14 protein-coding genes and 3 tRNA genes are annotated in these 19,323 nt (G+C 63.6%); 2 read left to right on the forward strand and 15 right to left on the reverse strand.

The features are described from left to right. Window positions 1–11: 11 nt before the first annotated feature. The 4 genes from frr to rpsB form a co-directional block, all read right to left on the reverse strand. Window positions 12–569: a ribosome recycling factor gene (gene frr, locus ACIQXM_RS00615; RefSeq protein WP_400926085.1), complete on the reverse strand. Its 558-nt coding sequence runs from the start codon at window positions 567–569 to the stop codon at window positions 12–14. A gap of 182 nt (window positions 570–751) precedes the next feature. Continuing rightward, the gene (pyrH, locus tag ACIQXM_RS00620) at window positions 752–1,483 is read right to left on the reverse strand and encodes a UMP kinase (protein ID WP_400926088.1); all 732 of its coding nucleotides are present in this window, start codon (window positions 1,481–1,483) and stop codon (window positions 752–754) included. A 135-nt stretch (window positions 1,484–1,618) separates the two neighbouring features. Next, on the reverse strand, window positions 1,619–2,458 hold the full coding sequence (gene tsf / locus ACIQXM_RS00625) for a translation elongation factor Ts (RefSeq protein ID WP_400926090.1): 840 nt from the start codon (window positions 2,456–2,458) through the stop codon (window positions 1,619–1,621). A 133-nt stretch (window positions 2,459–2,591) separates the two neighbouring features. Beyond that, window positions 2,592–3,473 (reverse strand): 30S ribosomal protein S2, encoded by an 882-nt coding sequence (gene rpsB / locus ACIQXM_RS00630; RefSeq protein WP_400926093.1) that lies wholly within the window; start codon window positions 3,471–3,473, stop codon window positions 2,592–2,594. Window positions 3,474–3,901: 428 nt separating this feature from the next. Between rpsB and ACIQXM_RS00635 the strand changes: the two genes are divergently transcribed. After that, window positions 3,902–4,555 (forward strand): murein hydrolase activator EnvC family protein, encoded by a 654-nt coding sequence (locus ACIQXM_RS00635; RefSeq protein WP_400926096.1) that lies wholly within the window; start codon window positions 3,902–3,904, stop codon window positions 4,553–4,555. A gap of 71 nt (window positions 4,556–4,626) precedes the next feature. Here ACIQXM_RS00635 and ACIQXM_RS00640 read toward each other — a convergent pair whose 3' ends face one another. From ACIQXM_RS00640 to ACIQXM_RS00680, 9 genes are all read right to left on the reverse strand, one after another. Further along, a complete protein-coding gene (locus tag ACIQXM_RS00640; RefSeq protein ID WP_400926099.1) occupies window positions 4,627–5,811 on the reverse strand; it encodes an acyl-CoA dehydrogenase family protein in 1,185 nt (394 codons plus the stop codon). Between the two features lie 162 nt (window positions 5,812–5,973). Beyond that, window positions 5,974–6,047: transfer RNA gene (locus ACIQXM_RS00645), tRNA-Ile, on the reverse strand. Window positions 6,048–6,145: 98 nt separating this feature from the next. Continuing rightward, the gene (locus ACIQXM_RS00650) at window positions 6,146–7,345 is read right to left on the reverse strand and encodes a glycosyltransferase (protein WP_400926102.1); all 1,200 of its coding nucleotides are present in this window, start codon (window positions 7,343–7,345) and stop codon (window positions 6,146–6,148) included. Next, the gene (locus ACIQXM_RS00655) at window positions 7,342–8,283 is read right to left on the reverse strand and encodes a DMT family transporter (protein WP_400926105.1); all 942 of its coding nucleotides are present in this window, start codon (window positions 8,281–8,283) and stop codon (window positions 7,342–7,344) included. Before ACIQXM_RS00655 ends, ACIQXM_RS00650 begins: the two co-directional genes overlap by 4 nt. Beyond that, complete coding sequence (locus ACIQXM_RS00660; RefSeq protein ID WP_400926108.1) at window positions 8,283–8,897, reverse strand: CDP-alcohol phosphatidyltransferase family protein; 615 nt, start codon at window positions 8,895–8,897, stop codon at window positions 8,283–8,285. Before ACIQXM_RS00660 ends, ACIQXM_RS00655 begins: the two co-directional genes overlap by 1 nt. A gap of 31 nt (window positions 8,898–8,928) precedes the next feature. After that, window positions 8,929–9,708, reverse strand: a complete 780-nt coding sequence (locus ACIQXM_RS00665; protein WP_400926111.1) for a phage holin family protein — start codon at window positions 9,706–9,708, stop codon at window positions 8,929–8,931. 97 nt (window positions 9,709–9,805) lie between these two features. Continuing rightward, complete coding sequence (locus tag ACIQXM_RS00670) at window positions 9,806–11,242, reverse strand: sugar porter family MFS transporter (protein WP_400926114.1); 1,437 nt, start codon at window positions 11,240–11,242, stop codon at window positions 9,806–9,808. Between the two features lie 123 nt (window positions 11,243–11,365). Next, window positions 11,366–12,793 (reverse strand): sugar porter family MFS transporter, encoded by a 1,428-nt coding sequence (locus ACIQXM_RS00675; protein WP_400926117.1) that lies wholly within the window; start codon window positions 12,791–12,793, stop codon window positions 11,366–11,368. 270 nt (window positions 12,794–13,063) lie between these two features. Further along, window positions 13,064–13,136 (reverse strand) — tRNA-Asn (locus ACIQXM_RS00680). A 296-nt stretch (window positions 13,137–13,432) separates the two neighbouring features. Between ACIQXM_RS00680 and ACIQXM_RS00685 the strand changes: the two genes are divergently transcribed. Next, window positions 13,433–17,071: an endo-1,4-beta-xylanase gene (locus ACIQXM_RS00685; protein ID WP_400926120.1), complete on the forward strand. Its 3,639-nt coding sequence runs from the start codon at window positions 13,433–13,435 to the stop codon at window positions 17,069–17,071. Between the two features lie 68 nt (window positions 17,072–17,139). On the opposite strand, the gene ACIQXM_RS00690 is transcribed toward ACIQXM_RS00685, so the two are convergent. Together ACIQXM_RS00690 and dnaG are read right to left on the reverse strand one after the other, a co-directional pair. Next, a tRNA-Asn gene (locus tag ACIQXM_RS00690) sits at window positions 17,140–17,212 on the reverse strand. A gap of 63 nt (window positions 17,213–17,275) precedes the next feature. Continuing rightward, window positions 17,276–19,294: a DNA primase gene (gene dnaG / locus ACIQXM_RS00695; protein ID WP_400926123.1), complete on the reverse strand. Its 2,019-nt coding sequence runs from the start codon at window positions 19,292–19,294 to the stop codon at window positions 17,276–17,278. Window positions 19,295–19,323: the final 29 nt, after the last annotated feature.

A 19,323-nucleotide genomic window follows, 5' to 3' on the forward strand; every position in this document is an offset into this window, starting at 1 on the left:
GTCGTTGCTCATCAGACCTCGAGCAGCTCGGCTTCCTTGCGCTTGAGCAGATCATCGATCGCCTCGGTGTGGGCCTTGGTCAGTGCATCAAGATCCTTTTCGGCACGGGCGCCGTCATCCTCGCCGATCTCGCCGTCCTTGACCAGCCGGTCCAGTGCATCCTTGGCCTTGCGGCGGATGTTGCGGACCGAAACCTTGGCGTCCTCGCCCTTGGTCTTGACGATCTTGACGTACTCCTTGCGGCGGTCCTGCGTCAGCTCGGGCATGACAACCCGGATGACCTTGCCGTCATTGGAGGGGTTTGCGCCCACCTCGGAGTCGCTCAGCGCACGCTCAATGGCGCGGAGGGCTGAAACGTCGTACGGGGTGATCAGCAGGGTGCGGGCATCCGGCGTTCCAAAGGAAGCCAGCTGCTGCAGCTGCGTGGGTGAACCGTAGTAGTCCACGAGGACCTTGGAGAACAGCGCGGGCGTGGCGCGGCCGGTGCGGATCGTTGAAAAATCCTCCTTGGCTACCTCCACCGCCTTGTCCATTTTGTCGGTGGCTTCGGCCAGGGTTTCTTCGATCATGGTGTCTCCTAACACGCAAAAAATATCCACGCTGACGGTGGCTGGGCTCTCTTATTCATCCTAAGCCAAAAGCCCCGCGGTTCCCTGCACGGGCCTGCAAGGCGAAGCGGGCGGCCCCTTCGGCCGCGCCGTTCCAGGTCCCCCAGGGACACTCAGGCCACTGAGGGACCGGCGTCAGTCCGCTAGTTCGAAACGATGGTGCCGATCTTCTCGCCGCGGATGGCGCGGGTGACATTGCCTTCGCCTTCCATGCCGAAGACCACCATGTTCAGGTCGTTGTCCTTGCACATGGTCATAGCTGTCTGATCCATCACGCGGATGTCCTGGCGCAGCGCGTCGTCGTAGGTCAGGGTCTCGAGGCGCGTGGCGCTGGGATCCTTGTTGGGGTCGGCGGTGTAGACGCCGTCGACGCCGCTCTTGGCCATCAGGACCTCGTCTGCGTGCACTTCCAGGGCACGCTGGGCAGCCACGGTGTCCGTGGAGAAGTACGGCAGCCCCGCACCGGCGCCGAAGATCACTACGCGGCCCTTTTCGAGGTGCCGGATGGCGCGCCGCGGGATGTAGGCCTCAGCGACCTGGCCCATGGTGATGGCGCTCTGCACTCGTGTTTCCACGCCTGCCTGCTCCAGGAAGTCCTGCAGTGCCAGGCAGTTCATGACGGTGCCCAGCATGCCCATGTAGTCTGCGCGGGAACGGTCCATGCCGCTCTGGGAGAGCTCGGCTCCGCGGAAGAAGTTGCCGCCGCCCACCACAATGGCCACTTCCACTTCACCGACCGTTGCAGCAATCTGCTTGGCTACGGCACGCACTGTGTCAGGGTCGACGCCGAGTTTTCCGCCGCCGAAAACCTCTCCGGAGAGCTTGAGCAGAACGCGGCGTCGCGTCAAATCGGTGTCTTTCAGGACGTGGGCCATGGTGCCTCCCGGGGCATAGGAAAAGATTGTTGCAGAGGTGAAAAAGCGGTTTTGGGCAAACAAAAGGGGCGGCCACCTTGGTGGCTGCCCCTCCTGTTCATGATGACGTATCCGCCGGATCCAGAGCCTTGGAGGCTAGGCGCCTACGCGGAAACGGGCGAAACCGGACGGTGTGGTTCCGGCCTCTTCGAGAACCTTCGCCACCGTCTTCTTGGCGTCCTTGGCGAACGGCTGGTCCAGCAGGACGATTTCCTTGAAGAAACCGGTCAGGCGGCCTTCGACGATCTTGTTCAGCGCGGCTTCGGGCTTGCCCTCGGCGCGTGCCGTCTCGTCAGCGATGCGGCGCTCGTTCTCTACGGTTTCGGCGGGAACTTCGTCACGCGTCAGGTAGGTGGGAGCGTAGGCAGCGGTGTGCACGGCGATGTCGTGCGCAGCGGTCTTGGCTTCTTCGCTGTCGCCGTCAACGGCAAACAGAACGCCAACCTGGGCCGGCAGGTCCTTGGAGGTCTTGTGCAGGTAGGCGTCGACGGTCTTGCCTTCGATGCGTGCTACGCGGCGGACAACAACCTTCTCGCCGAGGATGGCGCCTTCCTCGACAACAACCTCGGACAGCGGCTTGCCGTCAACGTTGTAGGCGAGGAGGGTTTCGGCGTCGGCAGCAGCGGACTCAACAGCTGCGGCCAGAACCTTGTCAGCCAGTTCAATGAACTTGGCGGACTTTGCAACGAAGTCGGTCTCGCAGTTGAGCTCGATCATAACGCCCACAGTGCCGTCGATGACCTTGGCAGCAACCAGGCCCTCGGCAGTGGAACGGCCTTCGCGCTTGGTGGCGCCCTTCAGGCCCTTGATGCGGATGAGCTCCATGGCCTTTTCGGCGTCGCCGTTGGCCTCGTCGAGAGCCTTCTTCACATCCATCATGCCGGCGCCGGTGCGCTCGCGCAGAGCCTTGATATCAGCAGCGGTGTAATTCGCCATTTGGACTCCAGTCCTCCCGTTATAAGTTTTGGTGAGATTCCGCCAGAGCGGCTGGCCGGAAAATCCGGCCAGCCGCGCCAGCAGATACCCTGAGTCACCGCTGCCAGGCAGCGGTGACTCAGGGAACTTCTATTTACTTCTCTGTTGCGTCCGCGGCGGGGGCAGCAGCTTCGGCCGGAGCTTCAGCTTCTGCAGCCGGAGCTGCTTCAGCGGCAGCATCTGCAACCGGAGCTTCTTCAGCGGCGGGGGCAGCTGCGCCTTCGAGGAGTTCGCGCTCCCACTCAGCCAGCGGCTCAGCAGCAGCTTCCGTGTTGCCGGACTTGTTGTGGCGGGCGATCAGGCCCTCAGCAACGGCGTCGGCGATAACGCGGGTCAGCAGGTTGACGGAGCGGATGGCGTCGTCGTTGCCCGGGATCGGGAAGTCGACGTCATCGGGATCGCAGTTGCTGTCCAGGATGGCAACAACGGGGATGTTCAGCTTCTTGGCCTCGTCAATGGCGAGGTGTTCCTTCTGGGTATCAACGATCCAGACCACGGACGGAGCCTTGGTCAGGTTGCGGATGCCGCCGAGGTTGGTCTGCAGCTTGGTGAGCTCGCGCTTCAGCAGCAGCAGTTCCTTCTTGGTGTGGCCGGAACCGGCAACATCGTCGAAGTCGATCTCTTCGAGTTCCTTCAGACGCTGGATGCGCTTGGCAACGGTCTGGAAGTTGGTGAGCATACCGCCGAGCCAACGCTGGTTCACGTACGGCTGGCCAACACGGGTGGCCTGCTCGGCGATGGCTTCCTGAGCCTGCTTCTTGGTACCGACGAACAGTACGGTTCCGCCGTGGGCCACGGTAGCCTTGACGAACTCGTAGGCGCGGTCGATGTAGGACAGCGACTGCTGCAGGTCGATGATGTAGATGCCGTTGCGCTCGGTGAAGATGAAACGCTTCATCTTCGGGTTCCAGCGACGGGTCTGGTGTCCAAAGTGGACGCCGCTGTCGAGCAGCTGGCGCATTGTAACGACGGGCATGTCGTCACTCCTTCCGGCAGCAGTAGGCGTGCCGAAGCACATGGATCCTGCTGCCAATTGACGGTTGATAGCTGTACGCCCGGGCGGGCGAAGCTCCTGGTGCCCATCAGCTGAATCAGCGTGTCTTTCCTGCCGGCTTACCGGACCGATGGAAAGGCACCCGCGGCTTCCCGGGAGAAGGACGCGGATAATTGGGGCACGCGTAGTCAGTTTCCGGCGCCGAAAACCGCCTGCGCTTCGGTGAAACGCACGTCGGCCTTCCCCCTGCGGGCAGGGAACATGGCACAGCAAACTGCTTCGTCAACTATACACCAGCCGCCGACGGCTTTTGTCCTCCACCGGGGGCGCGGCGGGCGGCGGCGGGGCAGGGTTTTCCACGGCCCGCGCGGAACCGCCGACGACGGCGGGCCGGCGCCGCACGATGAGCCATGGACATCTTTCCAAGCCCGCCCCGATCCCCGGGGACATTCTCTTCCCGCCGCCCGGCCCCGGCTGCACTCCACGCCGCCGTGGCCGCTGTGCTCTTTGCCGCGCTGCTTACCGCCGTGCTCACCGTACTGCCCGGCGGCGGTGCCGCGCCGGCTTCCGGTGCTCCGGCGCCGCTCCGGCTTGCCGCGCAGCCCGCGTCCGCCTACGAGCCGTCATGGAGCTGGCCGCTCTCCCCCGACCCAAAGGTGCTGCGGTCATTCAAGGCCCCGCCGCAGCGTTGGCTGACCGGCCACCGTGGAGTTGACCTTGCCGCGCAGCCGGGGGTGCCCGTCCTCAGCCCTGACCAAGGAACAGTCGTGTTTGCCGGGTGGGTGGTCAACCGTCCAGTCATTACCGTTGATCTGGGCGACGGTCTGCTCTCGAGTTTTGAACCTGTCGACGCGGCGAAGGCCACGGGCGACAGGGTGGCCGAAGGTGAAACCATCGGCGTTGTTGCCGCACCGCCGGCCGCCTCCCACTGCGCGGACTCCTGCCTCCACTGGGGCGTCCGGCTGCGCGGCGAATACGTCAATCCGCTGCAGTTCGTGACGGACCGCAGGCCGTCCATCCTGCTGCCCCTGCGCGGCAGCAGCGGAAGCGCCGGCAACAGATAGAGCCCGTTCGGAGCGGCTAAAGACGTGCGGCCAGCCCCTGAAAGGGACTGGCCGCACACCGGCAGAACTGCTTAGACGAAGGCAGCCACGCCGGTGATGGCACGGCCGGTTACGAGGGTGTTGATCTCGTACGTTCCCTCATAGGAGTAGATTGCCTCGGCGTCGGCGAAAATCTTCGCCATGCCGTAATCGGTGACAATGCCGTTGCCGCCCAGGATGCTGCGGCCCAGGGCCACGGACTCGCGCATGCGGGCCGTGGTGAAAGCCTTGGCCAGGGCGGACTGCTCGTCCTTGGCCCGGCCAAGGTCTTCGAGCTGGGCGAGGCGGACCATCATGCCCATCGAGCTGACGGTATTGCCCAGGATCTTGACGAGCTGCTCCTGCACCAGCTGGAAGGATGCCAGCGGCTTGCCGAACTGCTGGCGCTCCACGGCGTACTTGCGGGCCACATCGAAGGCGGCCATCTGCTGTCCCACTGCCTGCCAGGCAACAGCGAGCCGGGTGACCTTGAGGACCTTGTTGGTGTCCCGGAAGCTGTTGGCACCCTTGAGGTGGAACTCATCGCTGACCACCACGTTGTCCAGGACAATATCTGCGTTCTGCACTGTGCGCAGGGCGATCTTGTTCTCGATCTTCGTGGCGCTGTAGCCCTCGGTCTTGGTGTCCACAAGGAAACCCTTGACCTGGTTGTCCGCGAGGTCGCGGGCATAGATGACCACCCAGTCGGAGAAAGTGGCGTTGCCGATCCAGCGCTTTTCGCCGTTCAGGATCCAGTTGTCGCCGTCCCGGCGGGCAGTGGTGCGGGTTCCGCCGGCCACATCGGAGCCGCCCAGGGGTTCGGTCAGGCCGAAGGCGCCGATTTTCTTCATGGAGTAGATATCCGGCAGCCAGGCTGCCTTCTGCTCCTCCGAGGCCAGTGCTTCGATGGATCCGGTGAACAGGCCGTCGTGCACACCCAAGAAAGTTGCAAAGGAGGTGTCCGCGCGGGTGAACTCGGCGTGGCAGAGACCGGCAAAAAGGTTGGAGTGGCCCTGGCGGTAGACCGGGCTCATGACGTCCAGTTCCGCAATCTTCGGGATCATGTGGTGCGGGAATTCCCCGGCGTTCCACCAGTCAGCGGCGTGCGGGGTGACTTCGGCCTTCAGCCAGGCACGGACTTCGTGGAGCCGGTCCCGTTCCTTGTCGGAGAGCAGATCCTCAAATGCGTAGAAGTCGCCGTCCGCGTACGGGAGATTGTTGGCGTCGATGGTTGCCATGGAGAAATATCCTTCGCTGCTGATCATCAGTGATCCGGGGCCGTAAGGCCGGGTTCCACCATGTTACCCACGAGTAACATGATGTACAACACGCTGCAGCCAGTCCCTCCGGCTGCAAAAAAGCCGCGGCACGAAGTATTCGTACCGCGGCTTTTCCCTGCGTAGGGCTGGTGGGGCTTGAACCCACGACCCACGGATTATGAGTCCGCTGCTCTGACCAGCTGAGCTACAGCCCCCGGGATCCCCTCGGGGCGCATCTGCCCCAACGGGGCAATAGAGCCATCCTAGTGGCACCTCCGGCCGTCCCACCAATCCGGGATTCCCCGGCAGGGAACTAGATGCTTCCCTGCGCCACCGGGCGTCCGTAGTAGAGATCCTCAAACGTATCCAGCGTGGCGTCCAAGCTGTGCCGGTCCACCATGGACCGGCTGTGTGCGCCCATTGCTGCCCGCTCTGCCGGATCCAGCTCCAGGATGGAGGTCAGCCGTTCGCTGAGCTCATCGCTGTTGCCGGGCTGGAACAGATATCCGTTCCGGCCTGCGTCCACCAGATGAGGCAGGGCCATGGCATCGGCCAGCAGCACCGGGGTGGACGCGGACATGGCTTCCAGCGTTACCAGGGACTGCAGCTCGGCGGTGCCGGGCATGACAAAGACATCCGCCCGCTGATAGGCCCGCCGCAGTTCCTCGTCGGAGACCAATCCGCGGAAGACGACGCGGCCTTCCAGCCCCAGCCGTTTCACCTGCGCCTGCAAACTGCCCTTGACTTCGCCTCCGCCGATGATTTCGGCGTGCACCTGCAGATGCGCCGGAGCCTTGGCCACTGCGTCGATCAGCACGTCCACATGCTTTTCCTCGGCCAGCCGGCCCACAAACAGGACCATGGGATGTTCGTGCGGCTCGATCGTCTCGCCCGGCTGCAGCTCGTAGACCGACGCGTCGATGCCGTTGGAGAGGGGCAGCACGTCCGGCAGGAAGGCATGGGCATGCATGGCCTTGGCTGCCAGCGGTGTGGGGGTTGTGACGGCAGCCGCCCGGCCCATGATCTTGCCCATGTCCTTCCACGAATTCTTGGCGATAATGTTCTTCAGCCAACGGGGGAACGGCAGGAACGGGTCAAGGTTGGCGGGCATGAAGTGGTTGGTGGCAATGACGCGGATACCGCGCTTTTCCGCCTCGTAGAGGGTGTACTCCCCCACCATGTAATGGCATTGGATGTGCACGACGTCGGGCTGGACCCGATCGAAGAGGAGACTGATTTCCTTCTTGATTTCCCACGGCAGGCAGATGCGCCAGTACTCATGGGTGGGGACCCCGTGGGACCGGAGCCGGTGCACGGGCCAGTCTCCGTCCAGGTCCGAGCGGCTTCCGCCGTCAACGTCGTTGGGGGCCAGGACATGGACCTCGTGGCCGCGCCCGTTCAGCCCGCGGGCGAGGCGGTAGCCAAACTGGGCAGCACCGTTCAGGTGCGGCGGATAGGTGTCGCACGCTATGAGGATGGTCAGCGGTTTGTCGGCCGATGTGTCGTCGGTCACTGGGAGTCCCTCTTTTGGTCTTTCGAAGTTTTTGCGGCGCCCTGCTTTTGCCGGCGCCGTGCCTCTGCCCTGCGTTGGATCACGTCGGGGTGATATCGGGAGAGGGCAACGACCCCCACGATAGCAATCAAAGCTGCGACTCCCATGGCAACGGCAGCCACGGCAGGCACATCCGGCACCAGCTCGTTCAGGACGCCGATCCCGATGGCAATGCCCACCATGGGGTCGATGACGGTCAGGCCTGCGATAACGAGGTCCGGGGGTCCGCTGGAATAGGCGCTCTGGACGAACCAGGCCCCGAGACCGCCGGCTACCGCGATGCCGAGGAGGGTGTACCAGGGCACGTTGAGCAGGAACCGGCCATTGGGATTGAGCAGGTCGCCTGCAATGACTTTGGTCAGCACTGCAACGAACCCAAAGAGGACTCCCGCTCCCAGGATGAACCCGATGGCGCCGATGCGCCGGCCAAAGAGAGCGTTGATAGTGCCGAAAAACACCACGACCACCGCGAGGATCAGCACAATGGTGAGCTCCTGGGCGGGCCGGACCTCCGGCTCGTTCCGGGTCACGCCGACGGCGAGGGAAACGAACAGGGCGCTTCCCACTACACACGCCACAATGGACGCCACGGTGATCCGGTTCATCCGCAACCCCTGGTCACGCGAGTTGACCACAGTGGTGATGACCAGGGCGATGGATCCGATGGGCTGGACTACTGTCAGCGGTGCCAGTGTCAGCGCCGTGACGTTCAGTGCGGTGCCGACCCCCAGCAGGAACAGTCCCAGCAGCCAGCGCGGATTGCGCAGCAGACGAAGGAACCGGGACGAGTTAAGCTCCAGCCCGCCGGTGTTGGCGCTGACCGCGCTTCCCTGGCGCTGGGCACCGAAGGCCAGGAATACGGCGCTTGCCAGAGCACAGGCAATGGCTATTCCAACCATCAGCCGACCGCGCTGCGTTCCCGGGCAAACTTGGTCCGGGAAGCCTGCAGGTAGCCTGCCGCTGCGAGGACATGGCCCGCGCAGCCCAGTGCCAGCACTATGGTTCCGACGGCGGACAGCCAGCCGAAATCAAACCCGGGCACCCGCTGGAGCAGGAGCAGCGGGGCTCCCAGCAGCAACAGTGCGGTGCGGATCTTGCCGATGGTGCTGACCGGAAGATCGGGGCTGCCGCGGAACAGCAGCAGCGAGGTGAGGATCAGGACGGCGTCGGGAATCACGATGCAGAGGACCAGCCACGCCGGGGCAATGCCCTCCACCACAAACGTGGCGGCAACAATGATCAGGGCCAGGCGGTCCGCCACGGCATCAAGCCACTTGCCCGCCTTGGACACCTGTCCCAGCCGGCGGGCCAGGTAGCCGTCCACCCAGTCGGTGGAGCCGACCGCCACCAGTGTCAGAAACGCCGGGCCGTAGGCTTCACGGACCGTCAGCCAAACGAACAGCGGCACTCCGAGAAAACGAAGGGCCGTGACCAGGTTGGGAACGGTCCGGAAGGTGTCCAGTTCCGTTGTTTCACGGTCCGGACGCGTTCCTGCACCGATCAACCTGATCACGGCCCACTCCCCTTGTCAGCGATGATGGGACTTATTTTTGGGCGAGCCTGCGCATCATGATGACCATGGCCAGCAGGGAAGCGGCAAGCACGGTCAGCGGCTGCCAGCGTTCCTTGATCAGCGCCATGATGTCATCGCTGCCGGAGGCTCCGCCCTGGGATCCGTCCTTGCGGTGCTGGGCAGCGCGGCGGGCCTTGAGTTCCTTGATCTGTTCCTTGACGTCGGCTTTTTCTCCAAGGCCGTCGCGGACAGCTGCCATGTGCTCGCGGCGCTGGCGGGTACGGGTACGCAGTTCCTCGGGGGTGGGCGGCTTGGGGCCGTCCTCTTCCTGGTCCTTCTTCTTGTCCTTGTCCTTGTCCTTGGGTGCCTTCGGCTTCTTCTCCAGGGTGGCGGGATCGAAGCTGCGGCCTTCCTTCAGGACTCCAAGGTCATAGCGCAGCCCGTGGATTGCTTCTTCGGGCAGCAGCGGCAGGGACTTCTTGAACCGGCTGTAGCCGATGAATCCCCCCACAGCGGCAATGATCAGGAACAACAGGGCCACCAGCAGGGCGGCAAGCCAGCCGGGCATAACCGTTCCCAGCCCAAGGATGGCGGCAACAATCAAGGCGATGGCCAGGGCGGCGACAAAGAGCATCGCCACCACCATGAACGCCGCGGCAATGCCGGCCTTCATGCCCTTCTGTTTCATCTCGGCCGCAGCCAGGCCAAGTTCGTCATTCAGTTGGCGGGGGGTCAGCCGGGCCATCACCTTTGCCAACCCGACCAGTGAGGAATTCCCCGTGGCCCTTCGTGTGCTAGCGGAGCGATTCATGCGCCCTGCCTCCGTCTCCTGATTAATCTTCGCCGTTGCCATTATCCAAAATTACCATTCTCCTCAGCTTTCACATTGTGAACAGGGCGGCACCGGCCTACGTGGTTTCCAGCCCTTCGCGGTCTTCAAGCTCACGGCCGGAGAATTCGGGCAGCTTTGTCTTGACGAACCAGAAGGAAATAACGGCGAAGATGGTGAAGATCGCGTACATGATCCAGACCCCGAAGTTGTCGCTCACCCAGGGGAAGGACAGGGTCACGATGAAGTTGAAGATCCAGTTGACCATGGCGCCCAGGCCCAGGGCGAGGGACCGGATGTTATTGGGGAACACTTCGCCCAAGGTGACCCACATAACCGGTCCCCAGGTGGCGGCGAAGAATATGACGAAGAGGTTTGCGCCGACCAGCGCAACCGGACCCCATATGCCGGGCAGTGCCACGTTGTCGCCCATGCCCTCCGCCTGCGAGAAGGAAAGGGTGGCCATCAGCAGGCCCACGAACATTCCCGCCGAACCGACCATCAGCAGCTTGCGGCGGCCGATCCTGTCCACGAAGGCAATGGCCACGATGGTCATGACCACGTTGATGATCGAGGTGATCACCGAGGTCGTGAAGGAATCGCTCTCACTGAAGCCCACGGACCGCCACAGGGTGGTGGAGTAGTAGAAGATGGCGTTGATGCCCACGAGCTGCTGGAACGCGGCGATGGCCATGCCCACCCAGAGAATGGGCTGGAGACCAAACTTCGGGCCGCGCAGGTCCCGGAAGGTGGGCTGCTTGTTGTTGAAGCTGTCCCTGATCTGGCGGATCTTCAGGTCCGTGTCCGTCACGCCGGACACTGAGCGGAGCACTTTGGCTGCGTCCTCATCCCGGTTGGCTCGGACGAGGTACTGCGGAGATTCTGGAATGGTCAGCGCCAGGATGCCGTAGACGAGGGCGGGAACAACGCCCACCAGCAGCATCCAGCGCCAGGCGGCAAGCCCCCACCACAGCTGCCCCATGGCACTGCCGGCGGAATCCGCGAGGAAAGCATCAGAGAGCAGCGCTGCGAAGATGCCCAGGGTAATGGCGAGCTGCTGGACGGAGCCAAGGGCGCCGCGCCATTTGCTCGGAGCAACCTCGGCGATGTATCCCGGTGCAATGACGGAAGCGGTACCGATGGCCAGACCGCCCACGAGGCGCCACCACATCAGGTCCCACTCGCTGAAGGCATAGGCGGAACCGATGGAGTTGGCGGCAAACAGGACTGCGGCACCGACCATCACTTTCTTCCGGCCCAGCCGGTCTGCAAGCTGACCGGCAAACCAGGCTCCGACGGCACAGCCCAAAAGCGTAATGGCGACCGTGAACCCCAGGATCCCGGGACTGAGCGTGAATTCTTCGCCAATAGCATCAACGGCACCGTTGATGACCGCGGTGTCGAACCCGAACAGCAGGCCGCCCACAGCTGCCGCCACAGTGACGGCAATCACCTTGAAGGGATGGGCCACCTTCTCTGATTCGCCCGGATTAGGCTTTGGCTGGCTTGCGCCCATGGAAGGTTCCTCTGTCTCTCGTGTGGTTGTGAATAAAATTTCCGACCCAAACCTAGCAATCCTACGCATAACCCTAGGCACGTTGGGCTGGCGTGGGAACACGCAAGGTCCAATGGAACCGTGTCAGTGCGGCGAGAGTTTGGAGTCGTCGATGTCCTTCCCGGAGAACTCGGGCAGCTTCTGCCGGACAAACCAGAATGAGATGAAGGCAAAGAAAGTAAAGGCGGCATAGGCCGCTGCGGGCCCGAGATTGGAATTAACCCAGGGAAACGCCAGCGTAATGGCGAAGTTGAAAATCCAGTTCACCATGGCGCCGATGCTCAGCCCGATCGAGCGGATGGTTGTGGGGAACATCTCCCCCAGCGTCACCCACATCACCGGCCCCCAGGACGCGCCGTAGAAAATCACGAACAGATTTGCACCAACCAGCGCCACGGCACCCCAGGGTGCCGGAAGCGAAACGTTGTCTCCGGTGCCGGTGGCTTGGAAAAAGGACACGGCGGTGGCCAGCAAACCAACCGTCATGCCAATGGAACCGGTCAGCAGCAGCTTTCGACGCCCGATCCGGTCGATAAAGGCAATGGCAACCAGGGTGGTCAGGACGTTGATAACGGCGGTAATAACCGACGTCGTAAAGGAATCCGAGGCGCTGAAGCCAACGGATTCCCAGAGCGTGGTGGAGTAATAGAAAATGACGTTGATGCCCACGAGCTGCTGAAGCGCCGCAATAGCCATACCTATCCACAAAATTGGCTGCAGACCCAGCGCAGGGCCCCGCAGGGCCCGGTAGCTCCCGGCGGATTCCGAAAAGCTCTGCTGGATTTCGGTCATCTTTGAATCCGTGTCTTCCACACCGCTGATGGTGGACAGGATTTTGGCTGCCTTGGCCCGCTGGTTCTTGCGGACCAGGTAGTACGGCGATTCAGGGATGACCAGTGCCAGGATCCCATACACGACGGCGGGAACCACTCCCACCAGCAGCATCCACCGCCATGCTTCAAGACCCAGCCAGTGCACGGCGAGGGCGCCGCCGTCGCCGGCCAGGACGGCATCCGAGAGGAGCGCGCCGAAAATGCCCAGCGTAATGGCCAGCTGCTGCACCGAGCCCAGCGCGCCGCGCCAGCGGGAGGGCGCTATTTCGCCGATGTAGGCCGGGGCAATCACCGACGCGGCACCGATGGCCAGACCGCCCACAAAGCGCCAGATGATCAGCTCGACGTCGCTCTGAGCCAGTGCGGAGCCCAGCGAGTTGGCGGCAAAAACGATGCCGGAGATCACCATCACTGCGCGCCGGCCCCAGCGGTCCGCGAGACTGCCCGCAAACCAGGCCCCCACCGCGGAGCCGAGCAGAGCGATGGCAACCGTAAACCCGAGGAGCCCGGACCCCAGCCCGAACGTGTCGCCGATCGCGTTCACCGCACCGTTGATGGCGGCACTGTCGAAGCCGAAGAGGAGTCCGCCTACAGCTGCGGCTCCGGTGGCCAGCAGGACACGCCCGGTGTGGATGCGTTCGGGGCCGCCGTCTTGTGCCCGTGCCTGATTGCTCGCCATGGCCGCTCCTAGGGTTTGGGGCGCCAGGCGGCCGGCAGGGCTCGCCGGAGAATCTCCATGGTGCCGCGTTGCCTAAAACTCTACGGCCGCAGGGTGGACGGACAGCAGGGCAGAACGCGATTTCGGGGCCAAAAAGCACCACCAGGCCGCCGGCTTGCCGGTACGGGGTGCGCGGAGCACAGCCTCCTCGGCCGGCACCAGAGGATAAGGGGCCCCGCGCATAAAAACGGCCCCCTGCAGGGCATGTTCTGCCTTACAGGGGGCCTCTTGCTCCTCCGACTGGACTTGAACCAGTAACCCTTCGATTAACAGTCGAATGCTCTGCCAATTGAGCTACGGAGGAAAGCGCGAGTTCTACTATACAGGGTTTTGGAGGGTGCTTATACACATTGCAATGTGTTCTGCCTCTCATCCTCCGCGGCTTCGGAACTGATCCACGAAGCGTTGGGACGCTCACCTTTATCAAGAATCCTATAGGAAATGCAACCCTCGGCGGGAGTTCCCGTAACGGCAGCAGCATTACCCTTGACCCCGCCGCGAAACGTTCTTACCGTGGCCCGCCCGGCGCTTTCTTGATTCTCCCCGTAGCGGCGCCGGATCCCTGCCATTTATTGGCCGCTTTGCACTCAAAGGAGAGTCATGAAGGTTCCGCGTTTATTAACCGCTCTGGCTGTAACCTCGGCGCTGCTGCTGCCGGCGGTTCCGGCGCTTGCCGTGCAGCCGGAGGAAAAACGTCCTCCGGGCCAGTCCAAACAGGACACGCTGCGCCGGGCAGCCCCGAAAGACTTCAAGATTGGTTCCGCCGTTGCGGGTGGAGGCCATCATGAGGCCCAGGACTACCCCGATCCTTTTACGTTCGATAAGGAATACCGCCGGCAGCTGGCCGCCGAGTTCAATTCGGTGTCACCGGAGAACCAGTCGAAGTGGGAATTCATCCACCCGGAAAAGGATGTCTACCGCTTCACGGAAATGGACGCCATTGTCCGCTCCGCCCAAAAAAACAAGCAGGTGGTGCGCGGCCACACCCTCTTTTGGCACAGCCAGAATCCTCAGTGGCTGGAGCAGGGAAACTTCTCCAAGGAAGAACTGCGCGGAATCCTCAAGGACCACGTCCAGACTGTAGTGGGCAGGTACGCCGGCAAAATCCAGCAGTGGGACGTCGCCAACGAAATCTTTAATGATGACGGAACCCTGCGCGCCACCGAGAACATTTGGCTTCGTGAACTGGGCCCGGACATCATTGCCGACGTTTTCCGCTGGGCGCACGAGGCCGACCCCAAGGCCAAGCTGTTCTTCAATGATTTCGGCGTTGAGGACATTAATGCCAAGAGTGATGCCTACCTCGAACTCATCCCCCGGCTTCAGGCACAGGGCGTGCAGGTTGACGGGTTTGCCATCCAGGGCCATCTGAGCACCCGCTACGGTTTCCCTTCAGGGCTGCAGGCCAACCTGCAGCGCTTTGACGACCTGGGGCTGGAAACCGCCATTACGGAAATAGACGTCCGCATGGATATTGCAGCCGGCACGGAGCCGACGGCCGAGCAGCTTGAGCAGCAGGCGGACTACTACCAGCGCGCCCTTGAGGCCTGCCTGTCCGTTGCAGACTGCAATTCGTTCACCATTTGGGGCTTCACGGACAAGTACTCGTGGGTTCCGGTCTTCTTTGCCGGCGAGGGCGAGGCGACAGTCATGGAGGAAGACTTCACGCGCAAGCCTGCCTACTTTGCCCTGCGGGAGACACTGAAGCGTCCGGTGCCGAAGCCCGACGACGGCGGCCCGTCCCAGCCAACCCCGGATCCTGCCTTCATCCCCGGCGGCGCCGCCAACCCGACAGCGACGCCGATCGCAGCATCCCGCGGCACCGGCAACTCCGTGGCGCTCACCTTCGATGACGGGCCCAAGCCCGGCGAAACCACAGCTGTCCTCGATTTCCTCAAGGACAAGGGCATCACCGCCACCTTCTGCGTCATCGGAGCGAACATCCAGGCCCCCGGCGGAGCCGAGCTGGTGAAGCGCATGGTCGAGGAGGGCCACACGCTGTGCAACCACGGCACCACGTATGCGGACATGGGTTCGTGGACCCAGGAACAGATTAAGGCCGACCTGGTGGAAAACCTCCGCATCATCCGTGAAGCCGCCGGCACGCCTGATCTGCAGGTCCCCTATTTCCGGGCACCGAACGGAAGCTGGGGAGTCACGGGCGAAGTAGCCGCAGCGCTTGGTATGCAGCCGCTGGGCCTGGGCAATGTCATCTTTGACTGGGACGGCAATGACCTCAGCGAAGCCACCCTCACGGCAAACCTCCGTGCCGCGTTCACCCCCGGCGCGGTGGTGCTGGCGCACGTCGGCGGCGGTGACCGGACCAACACAGTGAAGGCAGTTACGACGGTCGTGACCGAAAAGCTCGCCCAGGGGTGGACGTTCGCCCTTCCGCAGGGCGGTGCCCCGGAGGAACCTTCCGGCGGTGTGTCCTCGGACTTCGAGACCGGAACCGACGGCTGGACCGCGCGCGGGGACTCAGTGGCGGTCAACCTCAGCTCCGACGCCCGCACCGGATCCGGAAGCCTGCTGGTCACGAACCGGACCCAGGACTGGCACGGTGCCGCACTCGACGTCACGGGCGCCCTACCGGTCGGCTCGGCCGTAAAGATGTCCGTCTGGGCCAAGCTCGCCCCCGGGCAGCAGCCGGCGGCACTGAAAATGTCCGTTCAGCGGGACAACGGCGGCGGGAGTGCCTATGAAGGCGTTGCCGGAGCCGGGGCTTCGGTCACCGCCGACGGCTGGACCGAACTTGCCGGGACTTACACCCTCGGCGCAGCAGCGGACAAAGCCCAGGTGTACATCGAAGGAGCTGTCGGCGTGGATTTCCTGCTCGATGACTTCAGCCTCGCCGCATTTGTTGAGCCTCCCCTTCAGGAGGACATACCCGGGTTGAAAGATGTCCTTGGCCTGCAGGGCATCGAGCACGTGGGAGCAGCGATCGACGCACGCGAGACAGCGGGCACCGCAGCGGACCTCCTGCGGAAACACTTCAATGCTTTCACCCCCGAGAACGCCGGCAAGCCCGAGAGCGTGCAGCCGGTGGAGGGTCAGTTCACCTTTACCCAGCTGGACCAGTTGCTGGACTTCGCTGACGCTAACAATGTCAAAGTGTACGGGCATGTGCTGGTCTGGCATTCCCAAACCCCTGAGTGGTTCTTCAAGGACGGGACCCGTGACCTGACCAACAGCCGGTCCGACCGGGCGCTGCTGAGAGCACGCATGGAGGCACATATCAAGGGCATCGCAGATCACATCAATGCCCGCTACCCGGACGGGGACAGCCCCATCTGGGCCTGGGACGTTGTCAACGAGACCATTGCGGACGGTGACACGGCCAACCCGCACGACATGCGGGACAGCCGCTGGTTCCAGGTCCTCGGTGAGCGTTTTGTCGATGATGCCTTCCGTCTCGCGGACAAGTACTTCCCGGAGGCAAAGCTCTTCATCAACGACTACAACACCGAGATGCCCCAGAAACGGGCCGACTATCTCGAGCTGATTCGTGCCCTGGAAGCCCGGGGCGTACCGATCGACGGCGTGGGCCACCAGGCGCACGTCGACGTCGCACGTCCGGTGCAGTGGCTCGAGGACTCGATCAAGGCCGTTGAGAAGGTCAATCCTGACCTGATGCAGGCGATCACTGAGCTCGACGTGAACGCGTCCACCGAGAATCAGGGCGCGGACGTGGACGGTGCCCCGGTGGATCCGTACCAGCCGGCATTCCGGAACGACGGGGACGCCGCCGCGGAAGTCGGATACTACTACCGCGACTTGTTCGCCATGCTGCGCAAGCACAGTTCGGCTATTGATTCGGTGACGGTCTGGGGCACCAGCAACGCCCGCACCTGGCTGCGGACCTGGCCGATGGCCCGCCCCTGGGAGCAGCCGCTTCCGTTCGACGATGATCTGCAGGCTGCGCCGGCCTACTGGGGAATCGTGGATCCCGCGAAACTGCCGGCCCGGCCCGCCGACGTGCTGGCACCCCGCATCGCCGATCAGCCGGACGTGGTGGCCTTTTCAAAGCGCGCCGGCCGTGTGAAGGTGGCGTACCCGTTGCCCTCGGCGATCGACACCCTCGACGGCAAAGTGCCGGTGGACTGTTCCCCGCGCCGCGGCAGCACCTTTGCCGTGGGGACCACTACGGTCACCTGCACGGCCACGGATACCGCCGGAAACACAAGGACCAGCAGCTTCGACGTGGTGGTGAAGAAGCACCGGCACCACGAAAGGCACTGACCGCCGCATCACCCGCATGAAAAAATGAGGCCCGAACCGGTATCCCCGGTTCGGGCCTCATTCATTTGCTCCTCCGACTGGACTTGAACCAGTAACCCTTCGATTAACAGTCGAATGCTCTGCCAATTGAGCTACGGAGGAAAGCGCGTGTCCTACTCTACAGAGGTTTTGCGGGGAAGCGAAATCGGAACGAAGAACGGACCGTTACTGGTCTCCGCGCAGGGCGCGGCGCTGCATTTCCAGCTCCATCAGCTCACGGTTCAGCTGATGGAACAGGGCCGGATCCGCGGACGGATCCAGCCGCTGCAGCTGGCCCAGCTTCTCAGCCTTCAAATGCGTGACCTGAAGTTCAAAGAGCCGGTTGAGGATATCCCGGCAGTACCGCTGGAGGGCATCGTTGTCCCGTGCATGCAGCGGAGTCACGGCGAGCTCGCTGACGAAGTCCCGCAGAGTGTCCGGCAGCTCCTGGCGGACCTGTTCCACCCACTGCGCCGGTGCGGTGCCCGCATGGCCGGCCGCAATGATGGCGTTGTGCACCGCCAGGTAAGCCGGAACCGAGAACCGGGCAGCCTTGAAACGCTCCCACTGCCCCTCGTCCAGCAGGCCCGGCTGCTGCAGGGCAACCTCGAGCGCCTGGCGTTCCATTCGCGCGGCGGGGTCCCGGGGATCGGGGCGGAGGAACGCGGGCTCTTCCAGCACGGGTTCCGGCACCGGCTGGACGTAGCCGCCGCGGTTTTCCTGCTGGGAACCGCCGCGGTTTTCCTGCTGGTAGCTGCCCTGCCGCCCCTGCTGCGAGCCCCGGACGTCACGGGATTCGCGCTGGGAGCCGCGGGCGTCGTCGTGCCCCTGGAAGGACGGTGCGGACTTTCCGTGCGTGCCGCCCTCCCGCAGCCGCTTGGCGGCCGCGGCAACGGCGCGGGTGACGTCGTCGACGTCGGTCCCCAGCCATCCGGCGAGCTCGCGGGCATACGCCGGGCGCATGGCGGGATCGCGGATTTCGGCCACCACCGGTGCCGCGGCACGCAGCGCCTGGACCCGGCCTTCCACGGTGTTGAGGTCAAACTTGCGCAGAGTGGAGCGGATCGAGAACTCAAACAATGGACGCCGGGATCGGATGAGCTCAGCGACGGCGGTGTCCCCCTGTTTCTGCCGGATGTCGCACGGGTCCATGCCGTCCGGATCCACGGCAACATACGTTTGCGCCGTGAAGCGCTGGTCCAGGTCGAACGCACGCAGCGCTGCCTTCTGGCCGGCGGCATCACCGTCGAAGGTGAAGATCACCTCTCCCCCGGTGCCGTCATCGGACAGCAGCCGCCGGGCAATCTTGACGTGGTCCTCACCAAAGGCGGTGCCGCAGGTGGCGACGGCGGTGGTGATGCCGGCAAGGTGGCAGGCCATCACGTCCGTGTAGCCTTCGACGACGACGATCTGCCGGTCCTTGGCGATGGACCGCTTGGCCAGGTCAATGCCGTAGAGGACCTGGGATTTCTTGTAGAGGGCGGTCTCCGGGGTATTGAGGTATTTGGGCCCCTGGTCATCCTCGTAGAGCTTGCGTGCGCCGAACCCGATCACTGCTCCGGTCAGGTCGCGGATGGGCCAGATCAACCGGCCGCGGAAGCGGTCATAGAAGCGGGAGGCGTCCGACCCGGTGGAAAACATGCCGGTGCCGGCCAGCTCATCACGGGTGAACCCCTTGTCGGTGAGGTGCTTGAGCAGCGAGTCCCAGCCCTGCGGCGCGTAGCCCACGCCAAAGTGGGCTGCAGCGGCGGGGTCGAAGCCGCGCTCCTGCAGGAAGTCCCGGGCTGCTTGGGCGCCCGGAGTGCGCAGCTGTGCGGCGAAGAATTCCGCAGCGATCTTATGGGCATCCAGCAGCCGCTGGCGCTTGCCGACGTCTTCGCGGCGGGGGCCCGTTCCGCCGTCTTCATAGTGCAGTTCATAGCCGAGCCGGGCCGCGAGCTTCTCCACCGTCTCCGAAAACGTCCCGTGGTCCATCTTCTGGACAAAGGAAATGACGTCGCCGCTCTCGCCGCAGCCAAAGCAGTGGTAGCTGCCCACCTGGGGCCGGACGTGGAAGGACGGCGAGCGCTCGTCGTGGAAGGGGCACAGGCCCTTGTAGGAACCGATGCCGGCGGACTTGAGAGTCACATAACCGTCAATCACGGCCTTGATGTCGGTGCGGGATCGTACTTCATCAATGTCTTCGCGTTTAATCAGGCCGGCCATGACCCCAGTCTAATCTTCCTGTCCTAACC

The organism is Arthrobacter sp. NPDC097144 (assembly GCF_044762205.1).
Taxonomy (GTDB): domain Bacteria; phylum Actinomycetota; class Actinomycetes; order Actinomycetales; family Micrococcaceae; genus Arthrobacter_B.

Coding starts and splice junctions, on each gene's coding strand:
- pyrH (WP_400926088.1), bottom strand. CDS start 1,483: ATGGCCCACGTCCTGAAAGACACCGATTTGACGCGACGCCGCGTTCTG.
- frr (WP_400926085.1), bottom strand. CDS start 569: ATGATCGAAGAAACCCTGGCCGAAGCCACCGACAAAATGGACAAGGCG.
- rpsB (WP_400926093.1), bottom strand. CDS start 3,473: ATGCCCGTCGTTACAATGCGCCAGCTGCTCGACAGCGGCGTCCACTTT.
- dnaG (WP_400926123.1), bottom strand. CDS start 19,294: ATGGCCGGCCTGATTAAACGCGAAGACATTGATGAAGTACGATCCCGC.
- ACIQXM_RS00655 (WP_400926105.1), bottom strand. CDS start 8,283: ATGGTTGGAATAGCCATTGCCTGTGCTCTGGCAAGCGCCGTATTCCTG.
- ACIQXM_RS00675 (WP_400926117.1), bottom strand. CDS start 12,793: ATGGCGAGCAATCAGGCACGGGCACAAGACGGCGGCCCCGAACGCATC.
- ACIQXM_RS00685 (WP_400926120.1), top strand. CDS start 13,433: ATGAAGGTTCCGCGTTTATTAACCGCTCTGGCTGTAACCTCGGCGCTG.
- tsf (WP_400926090.1), bottom strand. CDS start 2,458: ATGGCGAATTACACCGCTGCTGATATCAAGGCTCTGCGCGAGCGCACC.
- ACIQXM_RS00670 (WP_400926114.1), bottom strand. CDS start 11,242: ATGGGCGCAAGCCAGCCAAAGCCTAATCCGGGCGAATCAGAGAAGGTG.
- ACIQXM_RS00635 (WP_400926096.1), top strand. CDS start 3,902: ATGGACATCTTTCCAAGCCCGCCCCGATCCCCGGGGACATTCTCTTCC.
- ACIQXM_RS00640 (WP_400926099.1), bottom strand. CDS start 5,811: ATGGCAACCATCGACGCCAACAATCTCCCGTACGCGGACGGCGACTTC.
- ACIQXM_RS00665 (WP_400926111.1), bottom strand. CDS start 9,708: ATGAATCGCTCCGCTAGCACACGAAGGGCCACGGGGAATTCCTCACTG.